The 22,829-nt window shown below is 71.8% G+C and carries 27 protein-coding genes; 6 read left to right on the plus strand and 21 right to left on the minus strand.

The genetic code is table 11. The features are described 5' to 3' along the window. The first annotated feature begins 1 nt into the window (after position 1). Entirely contained in the window at positions 2–928 is a 927-nt protein-coding gene (locus M8542_RS35590) for a hypothetical protein (RefSeq protein WP_257924717.1), read from the plus strand. Between the two features lie 45 nt (positions 929–973). Here the strand turns inward: M8542_RS35590 and lgt are convergent, their stop codons facing one another. From lgt to M8542_RS35610, 4 genes are read right to left on the minus strand one after another with little or no spacing between them, the layout of a single operon-like run. After that, entirely contained in the window at positions 974–1,975 is a 1,002-nt protein-coding gene (lgt, locus tag M8542_RS35595; RefSeq protein ID WP_257924718.1) for a prolipoprotein diacylglyceryl transferase, read from the minus strand. Positions 1,976–1,990: 15 nt separating this feature from the next. Beyond that, positions 1,991–3,160 (minus strand): M20 metallopeptidase family protein, encoded by a 1,170-nt coding sequence (locus tag M8542_RS35600; RefSeq protein ID WP_257924719.1) that lies wholly within the window; start codon positions 3,158–3,160, stop codon positions 1,991–1,993. Then, positions 3,157–4,281, minus strand: a complete 1,125-nt coding sequence (locus tag M8542_RS35605) for an amidohydrolase family protein (protein WP_257924720.1) — start codon at positions 4,279–4,281, stop codon at positions 3,157–3,159. The genes M8542_RS35600 and M8542_RS35605 overlap by 4 nt, the downstream gene beginning before the upstream one ends. Beyond that, positions 4,278–5,711, minus strand: a complete 1,434-nt coding sequence (locus M8542_RS35610) for an APC family permease (protein WP_257924721.1) — start codon at positions 5,709–5,711, stop codon at positions 4,278–4,280. Before M8542_RS35610 ends, M8542_RS35605 begins: the two co-directional genes overlap by 4 nt. 49 nt (positions 5,712–5,760) lie before the next feature. Between M8542_RS35610 and M8542_RS35615 the strand changes: the two genes are divergently transcribed. Continuing rightward, positions 5,761–7,119, plus strand: coding sequence for a type I glutamate--ammonia ligase (locus M8542_RS35615; protein WP_257924722.1), 1,359 nt, complete (start codon positions 5,761–5,763; stop codon positions 7,117–7,119). Here M8542_RS35615 and M8542_RS35620 read toward each other — a convergent pair. The 10 genes from M8542_RS35620 to M8542_RS35665 all read right to left on the minus strand — a co-directional run bounded on the left by M8542_RS35620 (position 7,072) and on the right by M8542_RS35665 (position 15,668). After that, positions 7,072–7,752, minus strand: coding sequence for a peptidoglycan recognition protein family protein (locus M8542_RS35620; RefSeq protein WP_257924723.1), 681 nt, complete (start codon positions 7,750–7,752; stop codon positions 7,072–7,074). The genes M8542_RS35615 and M8542_RS35620 overlap by 48 nt on opposite strands. Positions 7,753–7,798: 46 nt before the next feature. Next, positions 7,799–8,347, minus strand: a complete 549-nt coding sequence (locus tag M8542_RS35625) for a Uma2 family endonuclease (RefSeq protein WP_257924724.1) — start codon at positions 8,345–8,347, stop codon at positions 7,799–7,801. 74 nt (positions 8,348–8,421) lie between these two features. Next, entirely contained in the window at positions 8,422–9,543 is a 1,122-nt protein-coding gene (locus M8542_RS35630) for a PrsW family intramembrane metalloprotease (RefSeq protein WP_257924725.1), read from the minus strand. Next, positions 9,540–10,160, minus strand: coding sequence for a hypothetical protein (locus M8542_RS35635; protein ID WP_257924726.1), 621 nt, complete (start codon positions 10,158–10,160; stop codon positions 9,540–9,542). The genes M8542_RS35630 and M8542_RS35635 overlap by 4 nt, the downstream gene beginning before the upstream one ends. A gap of 42 nt (positions 10,161–10,202) precedes the next feature. Beyond that, positions 10,203–10,580 (minus strand): MerR family transcriptional regulator, encoded by a 378-nt coding sequence (locus M8542_RS35640; protein WP_257924727.1) that lies wholly within the window; start codon positions 10,578–10,580, stop codon positions 10,203–10,205. A 33-nt stretch (positions 10,581–10,613) separates the two neighbouring features. Continuing rightward, on the minus strand, positions 10,614–11,405 hold the full coding sequence (gene trpA, locus M8542_RS35645; protein ID WP_257924728.1) for a tryptophan synthase subunit alpha: 792 nt from the start codon (positions 11,403–11,405) through the stop codon (positions 10,614–10,616). Then, entirely contained in the window at positions 11,402–12,631 is a 1,230-nt protein-coding gene (gene trpB, locus M8542_RS35650; RefSeq protein WP_257924799.1) for a tryptophan synthase subunit beta, read from the minus strand. The genes trpA and trpB overlap by 4 nt, the downstream gene beginning before the upstream one ends. Beyond that, positions 12,610–13,419, minus strand: coding sequence for an indole-3-glycerol phosphate synthase TrpC (gene trpC, locus M8542_RS35655; protein WP_257924729.1), 810 nt, complete (start codon positions 13,417–13,419; stop codon positions 12,610–12,612). Before trpC ends, trpB begins: the two co-directional genes overlap by 22 nt. 124 nt (positions 13,420–13,543) lie before the next feature. Continuing rightward, complete coding sequence (locus M8542_RS35660) at positions 13,544–14,116, minus strand: Trp biosynthesis-associated membrane protein (protein ID WP_372508688.1); 573 nt, start codon at positions 14,114–14,116, stop codon at positions 13,544–13,546. Continuing rightward, the gene (locus M8542_RS35665) at positions 14,109–15,668 is read right to left on the minus strand and encodes an anthranilate synthase component I (protein ID WP_257924730.1); all 1,560 of its coding nucleotides are present in this window, start codon (positions 15,666–15,668) and stop codon (positions 14,109–14,111) included. Before M8542_RS35665 ends, M8542_RS35660 begins: the two co-directional genes overlap by 8 nt. Positions 15,669–15,747: 79 nt before the next feature. Here M8542_RS35665 and M8542_RS35670 point away from each other — a divergent pair, with 79 nt between their 5' ends. Then, positions 15,748–16,380, plus strand: a complete 633-nt coding sequence (locus M8542_RS35670; RefSeq protein WP_257924731.1) for a TetR/AcrR family transcriptional regulator — start codon at positions 15,748–15,750, stop codon at positions 16,378–16,380. Here the strand turns inward: M8542_RS35670 and M8542_RS35675 are convergent. Then, a complete protein-coding gene (locus tag M8542_RS35675; protein ID WP_257924732.1) occupies positions 16,361–17,404 on the minus strand; it encodes a DUF3592 domain-containing protein in 1,044 nt (347 codons plus the stop codon). The genes M8542_RS35670 and M8542_RS35675 overlap by 20 nt on opposite strands. Before the next feature lie 127 nt (positions 17,405–17,531). Between M8542_RS35675 and M8542_RS35680 the strand changes: the two genes are divergently transcribed. Continuing rightward, positions 17,532–18,365 carry a helix-turn-helix domain-containing protein gene (locus tag M8542_RS35680; protein WP_257924733.1) on the plus strand — a complete coding sequence of 278 codons (834 nt, stop codon included), beginning with the start codon at positions 17,532–17,534 and terminating at the stop codon, positions 18,363–18,365. A gap of 143 nt (positions 18,366–18,508) precedes the next feature. Here the strand turns inward: M8542_RS35680 and M8542_RS35685 are convergent, their stop codons facing one another. The 6 genes from M8542_RS35685 to hisF are packed head-to-tail and all read right to left on the minus strand — an operon-like array spanning position 18,509 to position 21,704. Beyond that, positions 18,509–19,033, minus strand: coding sequence for a hypothetical protein (locus tag M8542_RS35685; protein ID WP_257924734.1), 525 nt, complete (start codon positions 19,031–19,033; stop codon positions 18,509–18,511). 15 nt (positions 19,034–19,048) lie between these two features. Next, a complete protein-coding gene (locus M8542_RS35690; protein ID WP_257924735.1) occupies positions 19,049–19,780 on the minus strand; it encodes a hypothetical protein in 732 nt (243 codons plus the stop codon). 58 nt (positions 19,781–19,838) lie between these two features. After that, positions 19,839–20,201, minus strand: coding sequence for a DUF1304 domain-containing protein (locus tag M8542_RS35695; RefSeq protein WP_257924736.1), 363 nt, complete (start codon positions 20,199–20,201; stop codon positions 19,839–19,841). Then, positions 20,198–20,560 (minus strand): phosphoribosyl-AMP cyclohydrolase, encoded by a 363-nt coding sequence (gene hisI / locus M8542_RS35700; protein WP_257924737.1) that lies wholly within the window; start codon positions 20,558–20,560, stop codon positions 20,198–20,200. The genes M8542_RS35695 and hisI overlap by 4 nt, the downstream gene beginning before the upstream one ends. Next, positions 20,557–20,934 carry a hypothetical protein gene (locus tag M8542_RS35705; RefSeq protein ID WP_257924738.1) on the minus strand — a complete coding sequence of 126 codons (378 nt, stop codon included), beginning with the start codon at positions 20,932–20,934 and terminating at the stop codon, positions 20,557–20,559. The genes hisI and M8542_RS35705 overlap by 4 nt, the downstream gene beginning before the upstream one ends. After that, on the minus strand, positions 20,931–21,704 hold the full coding sequence (gene hisF / locus M8542_RS35710) for an imidazole glycerol phosphate synthase subunit HisF (RefSeq protein ID WP_257924739.1): 774 nt from the start codon (positions 21,702–21,704) through the stop codon (positions 20,931–20,933). The genes M8542_RS35705 and hisF overlap by 4 nt, the downstream gene beginning before the upstream one ends. 38 nt (positions 21,705–21,742) lie before the next feature. On the opposite strand from hisF, the gene M8542_RS35715 reads away from it, so the two are divergent. Next, a complete protein-coding gene (locus M8542_RS35715; RefSeq protein WP_257924740.1) occupies positions 21,743–22,327 on the plus strand; it encodes a TetR/AcrR family transcriptional regulator in 585 nt (194 codons plus the stop codon). Between the two features lie 62 nt (positions 22,328–22,389). After that, a complete protein-coding gene (locus M8542_RS35720) occupies positions 22,390–22,797 on the plus strand; it encodes a hypothetical protein (protein ID WP_257924741.1) in 408 nt (135 codons plus the stop codon). The last annotated feature ends 32 nt before the right edge of the window (positions 22,798–22,829 follow it).

The raw sequence follows: 22,829 nt of genomic DNA on the forward strand, positions 1-22,829 counted from the left end.
CATGTCCCAGCCCATCCCGCCGGACGCCTGGAAGACGGCCGCCATCCGCGAGGCCGAGTCCGCGCTGGACCGGAGCGTCAGCAAGTCGCGGCAGCTGCTCAAGGATCTGGAGAAGATCAAGCTGCCGCCGGTGGAGCGGACCGTGTCGCCCGAGCGGCTCGCCGCGATCAAGGCCGCCGCCGCGCGACCGGACGCGCCGCCGCAGCTGAAGCTCCTCAAGCGCAAGGTCGAAGCCGGCCAGCTCACCTGGGAGGACGTCGCCTCCGGGCGGGCGTTCGCCGATCCCGAGGTGCAAGCGCTTGCCCTGGGCCCGCTCGGCGAGGCGCACGAGATGTACGACGAGCTGCGCGAAGGCGCGACGGCCGACGAGGTGCTCGAAGCCCGCGAAGGCGGCCGGCCCGCGGACCCGCTGGCCGACACCGGCCGGTCGCCGTACGCGGCTGGGCCCGCTCCGCAGGGTGGTTATTCGGCGGACACCCCGCTCCGGGCTGCCGAGCCGCCCGCCGACCACCCGCAGGGCAACCCGCGCTGGTCGGCCGAGCCCGGCCAGTCCGACCACCCGCAAGCCAACCCCCGCTGGGCTGCCGAGCCGCCCGCCGACCATCCGCAGGGCAACCCGCGCTGGTCAGCCGACCCCGGCCGGCCCGACCACCCACAAACCAACCCCCGCTGGTCAGCCGACCCCAGCCAGCCCGACCACCACCGCCCCGCCGAGCCGCCCGCCGACCACCACCGCCCGGCCGAGCCGCCGACACCGCCGTCGCGGCACCGCGCGCCCGAGCCCGAGCTGGACGACGACGACTTCGCCGATCCCCTCGCCGACGACGCCCCGCCGCCGCGGCCTTCATCCCCGGAGCCGCCGCGGCGCAAGCGGCGCGACGAGCCCGGGTCGGACGACGACTACTTCGGCGGCTCGTTCCTCGGCTAGCGAAAAGGCCCCCACGCGAAGTGGGGGCCTTTTCGTCGGAAGGACTCAGCTGTCGGCGGGTTTCTCCGGCTTCTCTTCCGGCGCTTCCTCGGCCGGCTTGTCCGCGGGCACGCTGGCGTGCTCGGGCTCCTCGGCGGAGTCGGCCACCGGGACCTCCTCCGGCCCGGGCGCGTCCTTGCTCCGCAGCGACTCCGGCGTCTCGCGCGGCCCCCGCTTCCCGGCGAGCACGAAGTACACCACCGCCGCGACGAACAGCAGGATCGACGTCCAGACGTTCACCCGCAGGCCGAGGATGTGGTTCGCGGTGTCGGTGCGCATCATCTCGATCCAGCCGCGGCCCACCGTGTAGCCGGCGACGTACAGCGCGAACGCCCGGCCGTGGCCCAGCTTGAACTTGCGGTCCGCCCACACCACCAGCAGCGCGACCAGCAGGTTCCAGATCAGCTCGTACAGGAACGTCGGGTGGACCGGGCTCTCCGGCAGCGGGATGTGCCCGGTCGCGACGCCGTTGAGCAGGTTGTTGGGGTCGTCCGGGTTGAAGCGCTGGAAGACCTCCAGGCCCCACGGCAGGTCGGTGTGCGCGCCGTAGAGCTCCTGGTTGAAGTAGTTGCCGAGGCGGCCGATGGCCTGCGCGACGACGATGCCGGGGGCGATCGCGTCGGCCATCGCCGGCAGCGGGATGCCCTTGCGGCGGCACGCGATGAGCGCGCCCACCGCGCCGAGGGCGATGGCGCCCCAGATACCGAGGCCGCCGTCCCAGATCGCGAACGCGTTCCAGGGGTTCTTGCCCTCGGTGAAGTACAGCTCGGGGTCGGTGATCACGTGGTACAACCGGCCGCCGACCAGGCCGAACGGCACGGCGAACACGGCGACGTCGATGACCGTGCCCTTGGTGCCGCCCCGGGCGGCCCAGCGCCGCTCCCCCCACCAGATCGCCACGATGATGCCGGCGATGATGCACAGGGCGTACGCGCGGATCGGGATCGGTCCCAGGTGCCACACCCCGCGGTCGGGGCTGGGGATCGTCGCGAGGTAGGCGGAAATCACCGGGCCACCGTAGCGCTAGCGCGGCTGGTCTTCCACAGCGGCCAGGTAGCCCGCCACCAGCGCGTGCGCGACCTGGACCACAGCCTGGTCGCGCGGGAGGAACCGTTCGTCGTGGAGGCTGGGCACGCCCGCGGTGTCGCCGAGGCCGACGAACAGCATCAGCCCGCGCGTGCCGCCGCCGCAGTAGTGGGCGAAGTCGTCGGCGCCGAACGAGCGGAACTTGTCGTCGACGACGAAGCCGGCGTGGCCCAGCCAGCGGCCCGCGCCCTCGGCCAGCGCGACGTCGTTGCTCAGCACCGGCTCGCACGGGCTGATCTCCAGCTCGGCGGTGCAGCCGTGCGCCTTCGCCGTGCCGTGCACGATCTCCGCGAGCGTTTCCAGCGCGCGCTCGCGGTCCTTCGCGCGCATCAGGCGCAGCGAGCCGAACGCGCTGGCGCTGTTCGGGACGACGTTCGCCGCCGCGCCGCCCTGGATCCTTCCGACCGAGCAGACCGCGCCGAACACCGGGTCGATCCGGCGTGACGCGAGCTGCTGCAGGCTCACCACCAGCTGCGAGAGCGCGAGGATCGGGTCGCGCAGCAGCTGTGGGTAGCCTGCGTGGCCGCCCTGGCCGTGCATGGTCACCTCGAACTCGTCGGTGGACGCGTTCACCGGGCCGGGCACCGCCGCGACGACGCCGTGCGCGAGCCGCGGCTGGACGTGCGCGCCGATCACCGCGTCGACTCCGGCTTCGGCCAGCACCCCGGACTCGACGATGTCGAGCGCCCCGGGCGGCGACGTCTCTTCGCGCGGCTGCAGGAGCGCGAGGATCGGCCGCGGGACGCCGACGCGCACAGCCGCCCGGCAGACGGCGACCAGCGCGGCGAGGTGGACGTCGTGGCCGCACGCGTGCATGTACTCGTTGCCCGACGCCCACGGCACGCCGGTGCCCTCGAGCACCGGCAGCGCGTCGAGCTCCGCCCGCAGCGCCACGACCGGGCCGTCGCCGCCGGGCAGCGGGATCGCGCGGCCGGTCTTGGCGACGCGCGTGCCCTCACCGGCACCGAGCGCGCCGGCGACCAGGCGGGCGGTGTCCTCCTCGTCGCCGGAGCCACGGGGGTCGGCGTGCACCGCGTGCCGCAGCTCGACCGCCGCGGGCAGCTCGTCGTCGATCGCTTTCGTCCAGCGGCCCCAAAGGTCGTTCACCCGTGCTCCAAGCGGTAGATCCTCTTCGCGTTCTCGTGTCCCACCAAAGCACACAGCCGGACGGCGTCCACTTCGGACAGCGCGTCGGCGGCGAGCGCGGCACGCAGGAAGTCCGACAGGCCCTGCCGGAACAGGGCCGTGCCCAGGTGGTACAGCTCGGCCAGGCCGAACGCGTCGGTGGAGAAGAGGACCTTCCCGAACGGCGCGATCTCCAGCAGCTCCGCCAGGACCGTCGGCGCGCGGAAGCCCGCGTTGTGGGTGGCGAGCCCGACGTCCACGAACACGTGCTCGAAGACCTGCGCGAGATACGCGGCATTGCGGTGGAACGGGTAGTTGTGCAGCAGGAGGACCGGCACGCCGAGGTCGCGGGTCGCACGCAGCAGCCCGGTCAGGTGCAGCGGGTCGCAGCGGTGCAGGTCGACGTCGGAGTCGCCGTAGCCGACGTGGAACTGCACCGGCAGGCCCAGGTCGAGCCCGGTCCAGACGAGGTGGCGGTGCAGGACCTCGTCGGCCAGCCGGCCGCCACCCGCGGCGAGCCACCGTCCGGCGGCTGCTTCGACCTCCGCGGCGGACGGCCGCTCCCCCTCGAGGTCGAGGCCGACGCGGTAGGCCGCGATCGACTTGAACCCGACGGCGGTCGCGGCGCGTTTCCCCAGTTCGTCGGCGAAGGCGCCGGCGAATCCCGCGGCCGTGGTCCCCTGGATCACCGCCTCGGCGACCTGCTCCAGCCGGACGACGTCGTGCGCGCGAGTGCCCACCAGCGCCGCGAACTCGCCGGTCGTGGTCAGCGACTCGGGCAGGAAACCGCCGTCCAGCAGGAAGTCCGTCGTGCCGGTGGCGCGCAGGAACCGGCGCGCGACCTCGGCCGCACCCAGCTCGGCACGGCGTTCGAGATAACTTTCCGCGGAAGCGTGCTTCGGCAGGTCGAGCACGGGCGCGCAGCGTTCGCGCACCGCGAGCCCGATGAGCGAGTCGAACAGGCTCGTCCCCAGCGGCGACGTCGTGTCCGCCTCGGTCAGCATCACCTCGAAGTCCGCGCGCGCCACGTCCTTCGTCACGACGCCGTGGCAGTGGTGGTCCACCAGGGGCAGGTCCGCGACGAACGGGAGCAGGTCGGTCATGCGCCTCCGTCCACTGTGCTGAGCCTGTCCCCCACCCTACGAGCGAAGCCGGGCGCGGACAGCACCAAGATCACCGCCAGCACCAGCACGGCCCCGGCGACCACGGGGAACCACCGCGCCGGTCCTTCGGTCGGGTACGGCACGACGTTGACGTACACCGTGTAACCCAGCACGGCGAGCGCGCCGATCGGGAACACGAGGTGCCACGCCGGCACGCGCATGCGGCGCTTCACGAACAGCAGCAGGATCGCGCCGATCGTCGTGAGCAGGTAGATCACCAGCAGGATCAACGTGCCGATCGAACCGCTCCACGCGAAGGTGTCCGACGCCGTCGCGCCGAAGAACAGCGCGCACACTCCGATGATCAGCACTGCCGCGCCGGTCACCGCACTGACCGCGGCCACCGGCGTGCCGCGGCTGGACGTCCGGCCGATGCCGCGGCCGCCGAACGCGTCGCGGCCGAGGGCGAACAGCAGGCGTGAGCCGCCGACCACGCAGGCCAGGCAGCAGCCGAACGCGCTGATCGCCGCGCCGACGCTGATCACGTCGCCGACCCACGCGCCCGCGTAGCGGCTGCCGAGGTCGCCGAGCAGGGACGGTGAGTCGTGGAACGCCGTCGCGTCCGTGCGGAACGCCATCATCTCGACCGCCGTGACCACCACGAAGTAGCCGCCGCCGAAGATCGCGGTGCCGAGGATCGCGCGGGGGATGTTGCGCTTCGGGTCGTGGGTTTCCTCGCCGAGCGTCGCCGCGGCTTCGAAGCCGGCGAAGGACAGGAAGCCGAACACCGCGCCGAGGAACACGCCGGACAAGCCGGTTTCCGGGACGAAGACGTCCATCGTGAACCTCGCGCCGTCCGGTGCGTTCCCGGCGAGCAGGCGGACCAGGATCACGACCGTGACCAGCAGGATCACCGCGATCGTCGCGCCTTCGACGGCGAGCAGCGTGCTCGTGCCGCGGCGCGCGGGCACCACGGACAGCAGCCACGCGCCGAGCAACGCGACGGCCGTCAAGACAAAGGGTCCCCAGGACGGCGGGTTCGGCCAGATCCCGACCTGGGTGAGGAACGCCGTGCCGAGCGTGCCCGCGGCCGAGCTGGTGACGACAGCGTAGAACGTGTACGTGCCGAGCAGGCCGATCCCGGAGACCACCCCGGCACGCGGGCCGAGCGTCGCGCCGACGAAGGCGTACACCGAGCCGGCGTGCTGGTAGTGCTGACAGAGCTTGACGAAGCCGTACGCGACCAGCAGGACGCCGACCGCGGAGAGCAGGAAGGCGAGCGGGACGGCGCGGCCGGCGGCGGCCGCGGTCTGCTGGGGGTTGATGTTGGCGGCCATGCTCGGGGCCATCAACGCGACCGACAGGCCGACGGCCTGCCAGACGGAGAGGGAGCGGCGCAGCCCTGGACGGGTTTCGACGGTGTCTGACACGATCTCCACCTCTTCTCTGAGTCACCTAGTGAACCTCCACGGGAGCGAAATGAGCCAGCTCGATCGGGCAGAACTCGCACAACAGGGCGCGATCCGGGCCGACGGCCTGCGCGCGGCCGGGGTGGAGCTCGTCGCGCTGACCTTCGTGGACAACAGCGGCATCGCGCGGGTGAAGGCCGTCCCGGTGGACCGGCTGTGGTCGGCGGCGGCGTGGGGCGTCGGCGCGTCGAACTCGTTCGACTTCTTCCTCGCCACCGACGAGATCGTGGGCGGTGCCTACTCGCGAGGCCCGGTCGGAGACCTGCGGCTGCACCCGGACCTCGACGCGCTCGTGCCGCTGGCCGCGCAGCCGGGCTGGGCGTGGGCCCCGGCCAACCGCTACGACCAGGACGGCGAGCCGCATCCGCAGGACGCGCGGGCGCTCGCCGCGACGGCGACGGCCCGGCTCGCTTCGCTCGGGTACAACGCGCGGACGGCGTTCGAGATCGAGTGGGTGATCACCGCGGCCGACGCGCCGGACGACCCGCGCTCGGCCACTGCCGGCCCGGCCTACGGCTACGCGCGGCTTTCCGCGCAGGCGGACTACCTGCGTGCGCTGGTGTCCACTTTGACCGCTCAAGGTGTGGTGGTGGAGCAGATCCACCCGGAGTATGCGGCGGGGCAGTTCGAGCTGTCGGTGGCGGCGGCCGACCCGGTGCGCGCGGCGGACGTCGCGGTGCTGACGCGCGAGACGATCCGGACGGTCAGCGACCGGCACGGGTTGCGGGCGTCGTTCACGCCGAAGTTCGCGCCGGACGGCGTGGGCAACGGCGGTCACGTCCACCTGAGCCTCTGGGACGGCGACCGCAACCTCTGCTCGGGCGGTGACGGCCGGTTCGGCCTGACCGGCACGGCGGAGGCGTTCGGCGCCGGCATTCTCGCGCGGCTGCCGGCGTTGCTGGCGATCGGCGCGCCGTCGGTGGTCAGCTACCTGCGACTCGAGCCGTCGCACTGGGCCGGGGTCTTCAGCGCGTGGGGGCTGGAGAACCGCGAGGCGCCGCTGCGGCTGGTGCAGGGGCCGGCCGGCCAGCGCGACCGGGCGGCGAACTTCGAGGTCAAGTGCTTCGACCTGACCGCGAACCCGTACCTGGTGGTGGCCGCGCTGATCTTCGCGGGCTTGGCGGGTGTTGCCGCTTCGGCCGTTTTGCCGGAGCCGGTGGACGTCGACCCGGCGACGCTGCCGTCGGCGGTCCGCCTGCCGACGTCGCTGGCCGACGCGGTGAAGGCGTTCGAAGCGGACGCCGAGCTGACTTCGGCTTTCGGGCCGGAGCTGGCGACGACGGTGCTGGACGTGCGCCGCGGCGAGATCGACGCGCTGGGCTCACTGCCGCCCGGCGAGCTGTGCGCGCTGATGCGCTACCTGCATTGAGACCTCGGCCCTGAGCTGGGGCAGCTTGGCGTAGAGGCGATCGCCGGGGCATTCGGTGTTGTAGAAGTCGCGGTGGCCCTTGATCTCCTCGACGTCGATGCCGTACTGGCGGCAGATGTAGGCGCAGAAGACGACGAGCGAGTCCCACTGCGCCTGCGGCGGCTCGACGCTGGTGTAGGTGCCTTCGTTCTCGATGCCGATGGCGTTGGTGTTCTGGCCGGGGCAGTGCGCGCCTTGGATCATGGTGGTGCCGCTCTTGAGCGCGTCGAGACTGCCGTGCCGCCCTTCCAGGCGGTAGCCGCCGCGGCTGACGGTGAAGTGCTGCCCGGTGTCGGACCAGCCGTTGTTGTCCATGTGGTCGTGCTGATCGTCCCGGGCGACCTGGAAGGCGTGCTCGAGGGAGTAGTCGGTGCTGTTGGGGCAGGCGATGTGGTGGATCAGGATGCGGTCGGCGGGGTGGTCGAGGGTGGTGAGCGGGTCCGCCGGCGGGCGGGCGCCCCACTCGGCGCAGCTGTAGATCCTGGGGGCGGTGGCGGCCTGCGCGGTGTGCGGGAGCAGGAGCCCGGCGCCGACGACGGCGAGGCCGGCGGCGCCGCGGAGGAAGGTGCGGCGCGGGAGGTGAGCTGGGTCCATGGGGTGGATCTTGGGCGGGCCGCGTACAGCTTTCGTACAAAGGGGTTCAGAGGCGGAGAGTGGCCTCGAAGGGGCGGGTGAGGCGGAGTTCGCCGTTTTCGCTCTTGGCGATGGGCTCGTAGTCCTCGCCTTGGCGTTCGAAGAGGGTGGCGATGTTCTCGTCCCCCGGCTCGACCAGGAGGTAGAACGGGATCAGCGCCTCGGCGTAGACGGCGCGCTTGAGGATCCGGTCCTGCATCTTCGTCGAAGGCGACACGATCTCCGCCGCCAGCAGAACCTCGCTCGCCGCGTAGGCCGCGGTGTCGACTCCGGGGCAGTTGACGATGACCAAATCGGGGGTCAGCAGTCTCCGCGCCGTGAGGCGGACATTCGCCCCGGGCAGTGACTCGGCGCCGACCGGCAACGCGGGTGCGCAGGCGAATTGGAGCTTCCCCAGAATCCGCTGGTGTTCCAGTCCCGGCCATGGGCTGACGAGCAGCATCCCGTCTACGAGTTCGATCCGTTGAAGCAGGGTCTGTTCTTCGGGCAGGGCGAGAACGTCGTCAGCTGTCCAGCCGTCCGGTCTTCGCGGCAAGAGGAACGCGTTGTGGATCATCACACGAGGAGTATGCGGACCGCCACCGACAGTTCTGGATCAGGTGAGGGCGTCACACCGGTGCGACACGCCGTTCAGGACCGGTGAAGCCGCACCACTTCGGCTCGGGCGTGTGCGACGCGACCGGTCTCCTGCCCACCGGCGTGCGCGATCTCCCGCGCCAGATCGCTCGCCGCCGCGAGCCGGTGCCGGGCCGCGCGGCGGCTGTGGACGTGCTTGCGATACGCCTTCCGCTGCTTCCGCAACCCGCTCACCGCGGCCAGCAGCGCCGGATCGAGGACGCCCGCCTCGACCTCCGGGCCCAGCAGGTCCCGCGTCCACGCGCGCTCCCGCCGGGCGGCGTGACGCAGGACGTAGAACAGGAACGTCAGCTCCACCGCCGCGAGGACGAACGGCAGCCACACCCCGCCGCCGAGGCCGGTCATGTCGTCCCACGCGAAGTGGAACACCATGGCCGCCAGCATCGTCAGCACGCCGCGGACCACGTCGCGGTCGGCGCGGTCGCCGCCCAGCACCCACATCAGGCCGGCGCAGAAGATCGCGCTGAACAACGCGTGCGACACGATCCCGGTCACCCCGCGCAGCACGAAGATCTGCAGCGACGAGCCCAGCTGGTCGGCGCCGAAGCTCTGCGCCGCGCCGTTGTAGACGTACAGCACGTCCTCGAAGACCTGGAAGCCCAAGCCGAGGTACGCGCCGATGATGAACCCGTCGTAGGCGCCGCGCACCAGGCGCGGGGCGAGCCCGATCAGGAGCACCAGCCCCAGCGCTTTCGCGAACTCCTCGTCGATCGGGGCGGTGAGGCCCGCCGCCCAGTTCGACGCGAACGCGGTGCCGCCGAGCTTCGTCCAGATCTCCAGCAACGCGGAGTTGGCCGGGAGCGCCACCCAGAACGTCGCCGCGACGCCGCCCCAGGCGAACGCCGCCGCCAGCAGCCCACCCGGCTGGGCCGTGTAGCGGTTCTGGCGGCGCAGCAGCAGCAAACACGGCACCAGGTACAGCCCGAACAGCAGGATCCCGCCGGTCAGCGCGGGCGTGTAGAAGCCCTGGCCGAAGTAGCGGACCATCGTGAGCGCACCGCCGCCGACGCCGACCAGGTACACCCAGAACGCCAGGTTGTGCGGCTGGAAGAACCGGAACGGCTGCCCCCAGCCGGACTGCTCGATCGCGGCCAGCTGGGCCGCCTTGTCGCTCATCGGCCCGGGGTGACGCTGCGCAGGACGCCGTCGATCTCGGCGCGGTGCCGTTCGAACTCGCCCGGGGCGGTGCGCACCCGCACGAGCAACGCGGGCGCGTCGTCGGCCGTCTCCCCCGGTCCGGCCACCTTGAACGCGACGTCGAGGGCGTCCCCGCCCGGTCCGGTGCCGGCCTGCCCGACCCCGACGAGCCCGCCGGACGTCGTCACCGTGCCCCGGGCGGCGTCGATCCCCGGCACCGCGCCCTCCGCGCGTTCGACCTGGTCGAGGAACGCGTCCGCCGACCCGCGGAACGGCGCGCCGCGCAGGGCGATCGTCGCGCCGCCGGTGGCCAGGTCGATCTGCAGGCTGCGCGCGTTGGCGGCGGTCGCGCCGAGCAGCGTCCCGCTCTGGAGCTGCCAGCCGACCGGTGGGATGGCGGTCGCGCCGGCGCCGAGGTCGAGCCGGTCGCCGGCCTTGATCTCGTTGTGCCACGGGATCGCCGCGTTCACCGCGGGCAGCCCGTAAGCGAGCAGCAGGGCGATGACGAGCGCGATCAGCGCGGGCGGGAACGTCCGGCGGTCCAGGCCCAGGAACCGGTGTTCGACGGGCACCCACCCGTGCGGAGTCGCAGTCACCCGGCCATCACAGCACGGGGAGCGGGATCCGGCCTCCCGTGTTCAGCCGGTCGAGGCCAGCTGGCCGGCGCCGCTGTACAGCTCGATCTTGAACCGGATGTGCTCCCGGTGCTCCTCCAGCCGCGAAATCTGCGCGGCCACCCGGGCCTCGTGCTCCCGGAGCACGTCGACGCGCTCTTCCCGCGTCGCGTCACCCGAGCGCAGCAGCTCCACGAACCGCAGCATCTCCGCCACCGGCATGCCCGTGTACCGCAGGCACCTCAACAACTGCAGGAACTCGACGTCCTGCTCGGTGAAGAACCGCCGGCCGCCGGCCGTGCGGCCCACCTCGTGCAGCAAGCCGATGCGCTCGTAGTAGCGCAGCGTGTCGATCGTGAAACCGGTCTTTTCGGTCACCTGGGCCGGGGTGTAAGACGTCACGAATCCAGAGTGACACCTGGAGCGCACTCCGGGTCAAGCCGGAGTGACCGCCCGGCGGACACCTTCGGCCAGCTCGGCGGACAGCGCACGCACCCCGGACGGGCCTTCCGCGGCCGCCGTGACCAGGGCCGAGCCCACGATCACCGCGTCCGCGAACGACGCCACCTGGGCCGCTTGCTCGCCGGAACGCACGCCCAAGCCCACGCCGATCGGCAGCGAAGTGTGCGCCCGGGTGCGGCGGACCAGCTCCTCGGCACCCGCGCCGACCTGGTCGCGCGCGCCCGTCACGCCCATCACCGCGGTCGCGTAGATGAAGCCCGACGACGCCGCCGCCGTGAGGGCGAGCCGCTCCTCCGAAGACGAAGGCGCCACCAGGAACGTCCGGTCCAGACCATGAGCCTCGGACGCGGTCATCCACGCGGCGGCTTCGTCCGGGATCAGGTCCGGCGTGATCAGGCCGAGCCCGCCCGCCGAGGCGAGGTCACGCGCGAAGCGGTCCACGCCGTAGCGGTTCACCGGGTTCCAGTACGTCATGACGACCGCGCGGCCACCGCGGGCCGACACCGACTCGACCACCTCGAACAGGTGCTTCAGCCGGAACCCGTTGTCCAGCGCGGTCACCGACGCGGCCTGGATGGTCGGGCCGTCCATCACCGGGTCCGAATACGGGACGCCGACCTCGATCAGGTCCGCGCCGCCGTCGACGCACGCCGCGATCAGGTCCTTGGAGCCGTCGACCGTCGGGAAGCCCGCCGGGAGGTAGCCGATCAGCGCGCCGCGGCCCTCCGCGCGCGTGGTCGCGAAGAGGTCGTCCAGCCCGCTCATCCGTTCACCAGCCCGAACCACTTCGCCGCCGTGTCCATGTCCTTGTCGCCACGACCCGAAAGGTTGACGACGATCAGGCCGTCCGGACCGAGCTCGCGGCCCAGCACCAGCGCGCCGGCCAGCGCGTGCGCCGACTCGATCGCCGGGATGATGCCCTCGGTGCGCGAGAGCAGCTGGAACGCGTCCATCGCCTCGGCGTCGGTGACCGGCCGGTACTCGGCGCGGCCGGTGTCCTTCAGCCACGCGTGCTCGGGGCCGACGCCCGGGTAGTCCAGCCCAGCGGAGATCGAGTGCGACTCGACCGTCTGGCCGTCCTCGTCCTGCAGCAGGTACGTCATCGCGCCGTGCAGGTTGCCCGGGGTGCCCTTCGTGAGCGTCGCGCCGTGGCGGTTGCCCTCGATGCCCTCGCCGCCCGGCTCCAGGCCGACCAGCCGCACGGACGGGTCGTCGTAGAAGCCGGAGAAGATGCCGATGGCGTTCGACCCGCCGCCGACGCAGGCCGCGACGACGTCGGGCAGGCGGCCGGCCTGCTCCAGGATCTGCTCGCGGGCCTCGGTGCCGATGACGTGGTGGAAGTTGCGCACCATCGCCGGGAACGGCGCCGGGCCGGCGGCCGTGCCGAACAGGTAGTGCGTGGTGTCGGCGTTGGTCACCCAGTCGCGCAGGGCCTCGTTGATCGCGTCCTTCAGCGTCCGCGAACCGGTCTTGACCGGGATGACCTCGGCGCCGAGCAGCCGCATGCGGGCCACGTTCAGCGCCTGGCGCTCGGTGTCGACCTCGCCCATGTAGACGACGCAGTCGAGATCCAGCAGCGCGCACGCGGTGGCCGTCGCGACGCCGTGCTGGCCCGCGCCGGTCTCGGCGATCACGCGCTTCTTGCCCATCCGCTTGGTGAGCAGCGCCTGGCCCAGCACGTTGTTGATCTTGTGAGAGCCGGTGTGGTTCAGGTCTTCGCGCTTGAGGAAGACACGCGCGCCACCGGCGTGCTCGCCGAAGCGCTTGGCCTCGGTGAGCAGCGACGGGCGGCCCGCGTAGTCCTTGAGCAGGCGGTTGAACTCGTTCAGGAACTCCGGGTCGTGCCGGGCCTTGTCGTACTCGGCGGCGACCTCGTCGACGACGCCGATCAGCGCCTCCGGCATGAACCGCCCGCCGTACGGGCCGTAGTAGCCGCGCTCGTCCGGGTCGTGCTTGTCGTGCTCAGTTGTCACCGGCTGGGCCTCGGGCAGGCAGGGTGGGAGCCGGCGGTGACCAGCTTGACCAGGGCGCCCTTCGGGTCGCCGGACGCCACGAGCCCTTCGCCGACCAGCACCGCGTCGGCGCCGTGCCCGGCGTACGACATCAGGTCGCCCGGCCCGCGGACACCCGACTCGGCGACCTTGTAGACGTCCATCGGCAGGCCGGGGGCCAGCCGCGAGAAGACGTCCCGGTCCACCTCGAGGGTGTGCAGGTTGCGCGCGTTGACGCCGATGACCTTCGCGCCCGCCTCGAGGGCCTTGTCGGCCTCCTCGGCGTTGTGGATCTCCACCAGCGCGGTCATGCCCAGGGACTCGACGCGGTCGAGCAGCGCGACGAGCGCGTTCTGCTCCAGCGCGGCGACGATCAGCAGCACCATGTCGGCGCCGTGCAGGCGGGCCTCGTGCACCTGGTACGGGCTGACGATGAAGTCCTTGCGCAGGATCGGGGTGTCGACCGCCGCGCGGACCGCGTCGAGGTCGGCCAGCGAGCCGCCGAAGCGGCGCTGCTCGGTGAGCACGCTGATCACCCGCGCGCCGCCGTCTTCGTAGTCCTTCGCCAGCGAGGCGGGGTCGGGGATGTCGGCCAGGTCGCCCTTGGACGGGCTGCGCCGCTTCACCTCGGCGATCACGCCGATGCCGGACTCACGCAGCGCGGACATCACGTCGCGGGGCGCCGGAGCGGCCGCCGCGCGGACCTTCAGTTCGTCGAATGGCAGCGCGGATTCCCGCACGGCGAGGTCTTCCCGCACGCCGGCGACGATGTCTTCGAGCACGCTCACCGGGCGCCCCCGCCCGGGCACGTGCTCACGGTTTCACTCGCAAGGTCGCTCACAAAAACCTTCCCCTTCCCGCCGAAACGATGCTAACCCCCGCATCTGGAGCGCCCGGTTCCGGGTGCGCGCGTTACTCCGAATGCCGGTCCCGGGCGGCCGTCGGGTCCTCCCCTTCCGACAGCGCTTCCCACAGCTCGGCGTCGGGATCCCGCACCTTCTTGCGTGTGGCCGGAGCCGCGTACTTGGCCCCGAGCCGCGCGGCTTTCCCGGCGCCCTTGACGGCTGCCAACCCACCCGCGGCGACGAGAATTCCCCCCAGCACGGCCAGTCCGCGGCCGAGCAGCATCTCCGTCACCGGCAGCCCGTCGGCCCAGCCGGAGAACTTCACCCCGGCCACGCCCGACCAGACCGCGGCGACCCCGGCCAGCGCCAGCACGACGCCCAGCACGCGCCGCATCCAGCCGCCGGTGGCCACGAGCCCGGCGACGCCGGCCAGCGCGAGCAGGGCGAGCGGCACCAGCGCCGTGGACCGCTGCTCGCCGGTTTCGCTGTGGAGCACGGTCCCGCGCACCCCGCCGTCGCGGAACTCCGCGAACCACGTCAGCCGTGACGCGCCCCACAACGCCAGCGCGCCGAGCAGCAGCGCGACCACCATCATCCACAGTGGACGCCGCGACGGCCTGGTTTCCGGCGTGTCAGACATGCGCGGAGTCCGCGGCCGGGTCGAGCGCGCCCGCCGCCACCATCGTCTGCGCCGCGGCGACGGCCGAGAGCACGGTCCTGGCCTTGTTCAGCGATTCGGTGTCTTCGTAGTCCGGCACCGAGTCGGCGACGACGCCGCCGCCCGCCTGGACGTGCGCGATGCCGTCCTTCACCAGCGCCGTGCGGATCGCGATCGCCGTGTCGGCGTCGCCGGCGAAGTCGAGGTAGCCGACGACGCCGCCGTACAGCGCGCGGCGGACCGGCTCCAGCTCCTCGATCAGCTGCATCGCGCGGACCTTCGGCGCGCCCGAGAGCGTCCCGGCCGGGAAGCACGCGGTGACCGCGTCGAACGCCGTCTTGCCGTCGGCCAGCTCGCCGGTGACGGTCGACACGATGTGCATGACGTGGCTGTAGCGCTCGATCTGGAAGAAGTCGACGACGCGCACGGTGCCCGGCTTGCAGACCTTCCCGAGGTCGTTGCGGCCGAGGTCGACGAGCATCAGGTGCTCGGCGCGCTCCTTCTCGTCGGCCAGGAGGTCCTTGGCCAGCTGGGCGTCCTCCTCCGGGTCGGCGCCGCGCCAGCGGGTGCCCGCGATCGGGTGCGTGGTCGCGCGGCCGTCCCGCACGGTGACCAGCGATTCGGGGCTGGAGCCGACGATGTCGAAGCCTTCCAGCCGCAGCAGGTACATGTACGGGCTCGGGTTGGACGTCCGGAGCACGCGGTAGATGTCGAGCGCGTCGGCCGCGGTCGGGATCTCGAACCGTTGCGACGGCACGATCTGGAACGCTTCGCCGGCCTTGATCGCCTCGACGGCCTTTTCGACGGCCGCGTGGAAGTCTTCCTTGGACCGCTTGCGGACGAACTCCGGCGCGGGCCGCTCGAACGCCGCGACGGTGGCCGGCGCGGGCACCTGGAGCTGCTCGGTCATCGCGCTCAGCCGGGCGACGGCGTCGTCGTAGGCCGCGTCCACGCGCTCGGGCGAGTCGTCCCAGTTGACGGCGTTCGCGATGAGCGTGACCGTGCCCTCGTGGTGGTCGAACGCCGCGAGGTCGGTGGCCAGGAGCATGGTCAGCTCGGGGATGTCGAGGTCGCGTTCGGCCAGCTCGGGCAGCCGTTCCAGCCAGCGGACGGCGTCGTAGCCGACGTAGCCGACCATGCCGCCGGTCAGCGGCGGCAATCCGGGCAGGGGCTCGGTGTGCAACGCTTCGATCGTTTCGCGCAGGACGTCGAGCGGGTTGCCCTCGGTGGGCAGGCCGACCGGCGGCGTGCCGGTCCAGACCGCTTCGCCGTCGCGGACCGTGAGCGCGGCCGGGCTGCGGACGCCGATGAACGACCAGCGGGTCCACGAGGCGCCGTTTTCCGCGGACTCGAACAGGAACGTGCCCGGCCGGTCGGCGGCGAGCTTGCGGTACACCCCGATCGGCGTTTCACCGTCGGCGAGGACCCGGCGCACGACCGGGATCACGCGGCGGCTCTCGGCGAGGGCGCGGAAGTCTTCGCGGGACGGGCTGATCGAGCCGGGGCCGGCCGAACCGGCGGATGCGCTGGCCATGCGGCTCATTGTGCCGCCACCGGCGATCCGGGCCCCCGCCGGGTGTCAAATTCAATAACCGTTGAATATTGCCGGTGGCATGAGTCATGATGGACGCGTGAGCACCACGGACAGTCCCGACACTACCGGCCGCCGCCGCGGGCGCAGGCCCGCCGGCCAGGACACCCGCACGGCGTTGGTCGACGCCGCGCGGGCGGTGTTCGCCGAGAACGGCTACGACGGCGCGACCGTGCGCTCGATCGCCACTCGCGCCGGTGTCGACGCGGCGATGGTCAACCACTGGTTCGGCAGCAAGGAGGGCCTGTTCGCGAAGGCGGTCCTCCAGCTGCCGTTCGACCCGATGGAGCTGCAGGCGGAGATCCGCCAAGGCCCGGACGAGGAGATGGGCGAGCGGATCGTCCGCGCCTTCCTGACCCGCTGGGACGGCGCGGGCGGCGACGTCTTCCAGGCCCTCGTCCGCAGCATCACCGGCCACGAGCAGGCCGGGCACGCGCTGCGTGACTTCTTCCAGAAGTTCTTCACGGCGCTGATCACCTCGATCGGCTCCGACCGGATCCCGTTGCGCATGACGCTCTGCGCGTCCCAGCTGGTGGGCATGGGCATGATCCGGTACGTCGCGAAGTTCGAGCCGATGGCCGCGGCCGAGATCGACACGCTGGTGGCCGCGGTCGCGCCGAACGTGCAGCGCTACCTCACCGGGGAGATCGGCTGACTCGCTGCCTCGTCGCGTGGACCGGCACGAGGAGCGGGCCGGGTTTGCGCGGACCGTACGGGAAGAGGACGACCATCTGCCGCCCCCAGCCGCCGATCCACGCCCGGCGGTTCGCCTCGTTCTCCAGCGCGCCGGGACTGTGCGTCGAAAGCACGCAGCGCAGCACGATCGCGCTGCCGTCGGGGTAGGCGACGTGGACGTCGGCCAGGCGTGAGCGCCGCCCGCCGCGCGTGTCGGGCACGACGGTCACCCGGGCGAGCCGCCACCCGGTCGCGGCGACCGCGCGGACCCGGCGCCGCCAGCCGGCCGCCGCGACGATGGTGAACGGCAGCCCGCCGAGGCCCACCAGCATCGGGACCACGCCGGAGCCGACGAGCACCTGGTTTTCGTTCATCTCCTCGGTGGTGCGCACGTGCGCCGGGTCGGCCGGGTCGTAGACGGCGGTCACCGCGTCGCCGACCCCGTAGGCGCGCCCCGAGTCGCGGTGGATCTCGGCGGACCAGTGCCGGCCCGGCGACTCGTACTCGACCTGCATCGTGGGGGCGCCCTTGGCCGGGTTGTGCACGGCGGTCACGACGCCGGCCGTGCGCACGCCGGTGGCGAGCAGGTCCTCGGCGGCCGTGTCGACCAGCGTCGCCACGGTGAGCCCACCGGCGAACAAGGCGACCCAGACCAGCGTCAGCGCCGCCGCGTGCCGGGCGATCCGGCGCAGGCGGCGGGTTTCCCCGGCCAGGTCGACGCCGTCGCTGCCGGTCGTGGCGACCTCGCCCGGCAGCCAGGCGCCGAAGTCCTTGTCGGCGGCGAGGATCCGCCGTTCGGCGACGCGCAGGCGGTGGGAGGCGAACGCCACGAGCGCCGCGGACCCGGTCAGGATGCCGGCCTCGCCGAGGAGCTCGCCGTCCTCGAAGACGTAGCCCGGGGCGAGCAGCGAGTACGTCGTGCCCGCGGCGAAGACCAGGAAGACCAGCACGCCCAGGACGAGCAGGATCAGCCAGACCCGCCGGCCGCGGGCTTCGAGCGTCATGAGACGAGCTTAGAGCCGCTTGATCACGTTCCGGCCACCCGGACGCCGGAACGGAACGGCCTTCCGTCGCCTTTCGCTGACGGTGTTCGCACATTCGGGGAATCGACGGGATTCGTATCCTTTGCCCATGAAGCCAACGTCTTCAGGGCCGGCGGCGAGAACGCTCGCCGCTTCACTGCGCGAAGAACGCGAAACACGCAACGTCGGCCTTCGCAGGCTCGCGGACATGTTGGGGATCCTGCCGCAGGTGCTGTCGCTGTGGGAGAAGGGGCAGCGGCTGCCGAGCGTCGAGGACGTGTCGGCGATCCTCGCGTTGCTGGGGGTGACCGGAGAGAAGCGCGACCGGATCCGGACGCTCGCGAGGCACGCCCGGGAGCCGAATTGGCTCGTCTCGAGCACTGCCGGCCCTCCTTTCGCCCTAACCACGCGGCTGACCCTCGAAAGCACGGCGACAGCGATCACAACGTGGTCGCCTCTGATCGTTCCGGGTCTGCTCCAGACCCCGGACTACATCCGCTCGATCATGGACAACGCCCCCGTAACCCTCGAGCAAGCCGACACGCGGCTGCAGGTCCGGCTCAAGCGCCAGCAGATCCTCACTCGCCCGGATCCGGTGCAGTTCACCGTATTGCTCGGCGAACACGCACTCCACGAGAACTTCGGCGGGCCAGAGGTGATGTCCGACCAGGTTGATCAGCTGGTAAAGATGTCGGAGCGCCCCAACGTCCGTCTGCGGATCGTACCTGCCGGCATCGGCTACCACCCAGGTCTGATCGGCCCGTTCGATATCTACGAGTTCGCCGATGCACTACCGATCGTTTCCGTGGAGCACGCCAATTCGACGGCCTTCCTCCACGAGAAAGCTCAGACCTCGGACCAGAAACAACTCGCCAAGCAGATTCGTGACTTGGCTTTGAGTGAAGAGGCCTCGCTGAGCTTGCTACTGGAGATCGCCCGGTGAACCAGATGTTGGTCGGTTCAGCCGTTTTGTGCGAGTCGTCGCACAGCTGTGTCGAGATGGCGCTGGGGCCGGTCGTGGGTGCGAGACACGAAGGCCCGGCAGGCCGGGCACCACTCGCAGTCGGCGCTCGCCGTGCTGCGACGTCAGTCCTTCGGCACCCAGCGGTAGGTCTCGGCGCGCGCCCCGAACAGCACCGGCTTCTCGCGAAACGGCGGGTTCGGCAGGACGAGCACGCTCATCGCCGGCCCGTACCCGGCGACCAGGGCCGGCAGGCCCGGCGGCTGCGCCAGCGCCGGCACGGTCATGCTGCCGGGCCGGGACCAGAGGTCGATCCGGCTGCCGTCCGCGAACCGCACCGCGATCAGCGCGTACTTGTCTTCGCCCGGCTTGAGGGAAATGGTCACTTCGGCCTTGCGCCAGCCCGTCCGGCGTGCCGCGCGCAGGCGCCGCTCCGGGAGGAACGCGCCGAGGACCCCGCCCGCCCCGATCAGCAAGCCGATGATCATGGCCACCACCTGGCCGGTGAACAGGCACGCCACCGCGACGAAGATCCCCAGCACCATGACCACCGCCCAGAGCTGGAACCGCCGGTCCAGCGTCGCCGTGGCGCGGTCCGCCCACGGCGGCGCCCGCTTCTCCGGCCGGGGCAGCCAGTCCTCGTAGCGCACTCGCTCAGCCCCGGATCATCGCTGCTCGAGCGAACGCACCGGGACCGCGTACGGGATGTTGCGGAACAACCCGCGCGGGAAGAGCACCACCATCCACCGGCCACGCCCGGCGACCTGGACCGCCGTGCCCGGGAAGTCGGCCATGTGGGCCGCGCCGCGCACCGACGTCGACGCCTGGGTGCGCACGTCGGCGGCGTTCTCGACCGCCACGGTGACCGTGGGCAGCCCGCTGCCGCCCGCGCGCACGGTCGCGGCGCCGGCCCGCCAGCCGGTTTCGGTGACCGCGCGGTGGCGCCGCCGCCAGCCCGCCGCCGCGACGAGAGAGAACACGAGGCCCGCCAGCGCCACGGCAGCCACCACCAGGATCCCGCCCGCGGTGACTTCGGCGTCCGGGTCTGAACCCGATGATCCCAACACAGCCAGACCGCCGGCGACCGCGGCCGCCGCGACCAGGGCCCAGACCACCGCGCCGATCGTCGCCCAGGTCGCGAGCACGCGCAGTCCGGCGGTCTGGACCTCGAGGTCGACGCCGTCCCAGCCGGGTGGCACCGCTCCGGTGGCGGCCGCGTACCGGCGGCCGAACCGGCGGGCCCACACCGCGCAAACGAACGAAAGAGCCGCCAGCGGCAGCACCACGGGGAGCGTCGGCCCGCCCGTCACCAGCCAGCCGGCGAACACCGCCACGGCGCCACCGCCCAGCAGCACACTCGCGGCCGCGAGCGCGCCTCTCCCCCACCGCAGACCCATGGCTGTCCCCTTCCCCAGGACCAGGAGGGTACCGCCGCGAGATCACAAAACGGCCTGCTCAGCGCGCGAGCAGCAGCGCGATGAGCGCCAGCGTGCCCGGCAGAACCTGCACGAAGAGGATGCGCTTGTTCGCCGTCGCCGCGCCGTAGAGGCCCGCGACGATCACGCAGACGACGCCGTAGAGCTTGAGCTGGAAGCCCGTCGGGTCGCTCGCGATGAGACCCCAGACGAGCGCCAGCGCCAGGAAACCGTTGTACAGCCCCTGGTTGGCGGCCAGCGGCGCGCTCTCCTTGGCGAACTCCTCGGTGGTGCCGAAGGCCGCGCGGGCCCGCGGCGTCGTCCACAGGAACATCTCCAGGACGACGATGTAGACGTGGATCAGGGCGACCAGCCCGACCAGGACGTCGGCGACGATCCTCACGCGTGCTCTTTCTCGTCGGCCAGGAGCAGGCGCTCCTCGGTGTCGAAACAGGTGTGCGTGCCGGTGTGACAGGCGGGGCCGGTCTGGTCGACGCGCAGCAGGACCGTATCGCCGTCGCAGTCGATCCGCACCTCGCGGACGTGCTGGTAGTGGCCGGACGTCTCGCCCTTGACCCACAGCTTCGCCCGGCTGCGCGACCAGTACGTGCCGCGGCGGGTGGACAGCGTCGCGGCGAGCGCGTCGTCATTCATCCAGGCCATCATCAGCACGTCCGATGTGGCGTGTTCGACGACGACGGCGGCGATCAGGCCGTCGGCGTTGCGCTTGAGGCGCGCCGCGACGGCCGGGTCGAGGCTCATGCTCGGGCTCCCAGGATGTGCCGCTTGAGCGGCATCGAGTTGAGCAGGACGAAGGCGTAGCCGTACCCGGCGAAGGACAGGCCGGAGAACAGCTTGTTCCACCACAGCGCGGCGGCGAGCAGCAGGAACGCGTGCAGCAGCGCGAACACCACCGCGACGACCAGGCCGCCGATGCGGGCGCTGCCCAGCTTGAGGACGAGCCCGGTGGTCACGACGCCGCCGAGGATGAGCGCGAGCGCGGGCATCCGGTAGATCTCCAGCCCGGACCCGGCGCTGAGCACCGGGATCAGGTCGAGCAGCGCCCACGCCACCGGCAGCCCGACCAGCAGGCCGGCGGTGACCTTCACCTCGACCGGTGCGGCCCAGGACTTCATCGGATCTCGACCCCGCCTTCGCGCAGCGCGTCCTTGACGTCGCCGATCTTCAGCTGTCCGAAGTGGAACACGCTGGCCGCGAGCACCGCGTCCGCGCCGGTCCGCACCGCGGGCAGGAAGTGCTCCACCGCGCCCGCGCCGCCGCTGGCGATCACCGGGACCCGCACGGCCTTGCGGACGAGCTCGATGAGCTCGAGGTCGAAGCCGTTCTTGGTGCCGTCGGCGTCCATCGAGTTGAGCAGGATCTCGCCGACGCCGAGCTCCTCGCCGCGGGCGGCCCACTCGACGGCGTCGATGCCCGTGCCGCGGCGGCCGCCGTGGGTGGTGACCTCGAAGCCGGACGCGGTCGGCTCGCCGCCTTCGGGCACGCGGCGCGCGTCGACCGACAGCACGATGCACTGCGACCCGAACCGGCGCGACGCCTCGTGGAGGAACTCGGGGCGGGCGATGGCGGCGGTGTTGATGCTGACCTTGTCCGCGCCGGTGCGCAGCAGCCGGTTGACGTCTTCGTTGCTGCGGACGCCGCCGCCGACGGTGAGCGGGATGAACACCTGCTCGGCGGTGCGGCGGACGACGTCGTAGGTGGTCTCACGGTCGCCGGAAGACGCCGTGACGTCGAGGAACGTCAGCTCGTCGGCCCCTTCGGCGTCGTAACGCCGGGCCAGCTCGACCGGGTCGCCGGCGTCGCGCAGGCCGGCGAAGTTGACACCCTTCACGACCCGGCCCGCGTCGACGTCGAGACAGGGGATCACCCGCACCGCGACAGACATGCCCGCCAGCGTAGTCAAGGGCGTTCTAAGCTCGACCGATGGCACGGGCGGGACGGCGGCCGGGGCAGACCGAGACGCGCGAGAAGATCCTCGACGCGGCGCGGCACCGGTTCGCCGAGCTGGGGTACGACGGCGCGACGGTCCGCGGGATCGCCGCCGACGCGGGCGTGAACGCGGCCCTGCTGCACCACTTCTTCGGCAGCAAGCAACAGCTCTTCGCGGCGGCGATGAACCTGCCGGTGAACCCGGCGTCACTGGTCCCGGCGATCCTCGCGGGCCCACGGCCGGGCCTGGGCGAACGGCTGGTGCGGGCGTTCCTCGCGGTCTGGGCGGCCCCGGAGGGCCGAACACCGTTCATCGCCATGCTGCGCGCGGCGGCGACGAACGAGCAGGTGGCGCTGATGATGCGCCAGTTCATCGAGCGCACGGTGCTGGCGGAGGTGGCCCGAGCCCTGGAGGTGCCGAAGATCCGGGTGACGGGCATCGCGGCGCAGATGATGGGCGTCGCGCTGCTGCGGTACGTGATCAAGCTGCCGCCGCTGGCGGATGCGGACGACGAGGAGATCGTCGCGTTGCTGGCGCCGGTGGCGCAGTACTACCTCGACCCACTTCACTCGTTGTAAGATGGCGACTTCGTACGGTTAGCCGGGGAGGGCTGGCGTGGAAGTTCCGTCGGGGGTCGTTCGTGGCTGAGTACGACCCGAACACCCGTCGGGCTCCGCTGCGGCCGCTGGTCCCGCACAGCGGGTCGTACGACGGTGCAGCCGAGGCCGGTGGTGCCGGTTTCGAGTACGACGAAGCGACGCTGCACAGCCTCGCCCGCGAGTGGCGCGACCTGGCGAACGAGTTTCGGAATGACATCAAGAACGCGGAAGCGATCGCCCGCACGCAAGGTCCTGGTCTCGACTACGCCAGTGAGCAGAACGCGAAACTGGTTCGATCCTCCGGCCAGACTCTCGCGGACACGTTGCAACAGCGGGCTGACTACTGTGACTCGATGGCCGACAAGTTCGCAGCCGCGCTGGGCAAGTACGCGACTGCTGAAGACACTCACGCCACCGAGATCGGCGACTCCGCGAAAGGCATCATCTAGTGCGCCGAGTTCTTCTCCTGACCTGCGCCGGG

This window comes from Amycolatopsis iheyensis (assembly GCF_024703995.1).
Lineage (GTDB): Bacteria > Actinomycetota > Actinomycetes > Mycobacteriales > Pseudonocardiaceae > Amycolatopsis > Amycolatopsis iheyensis.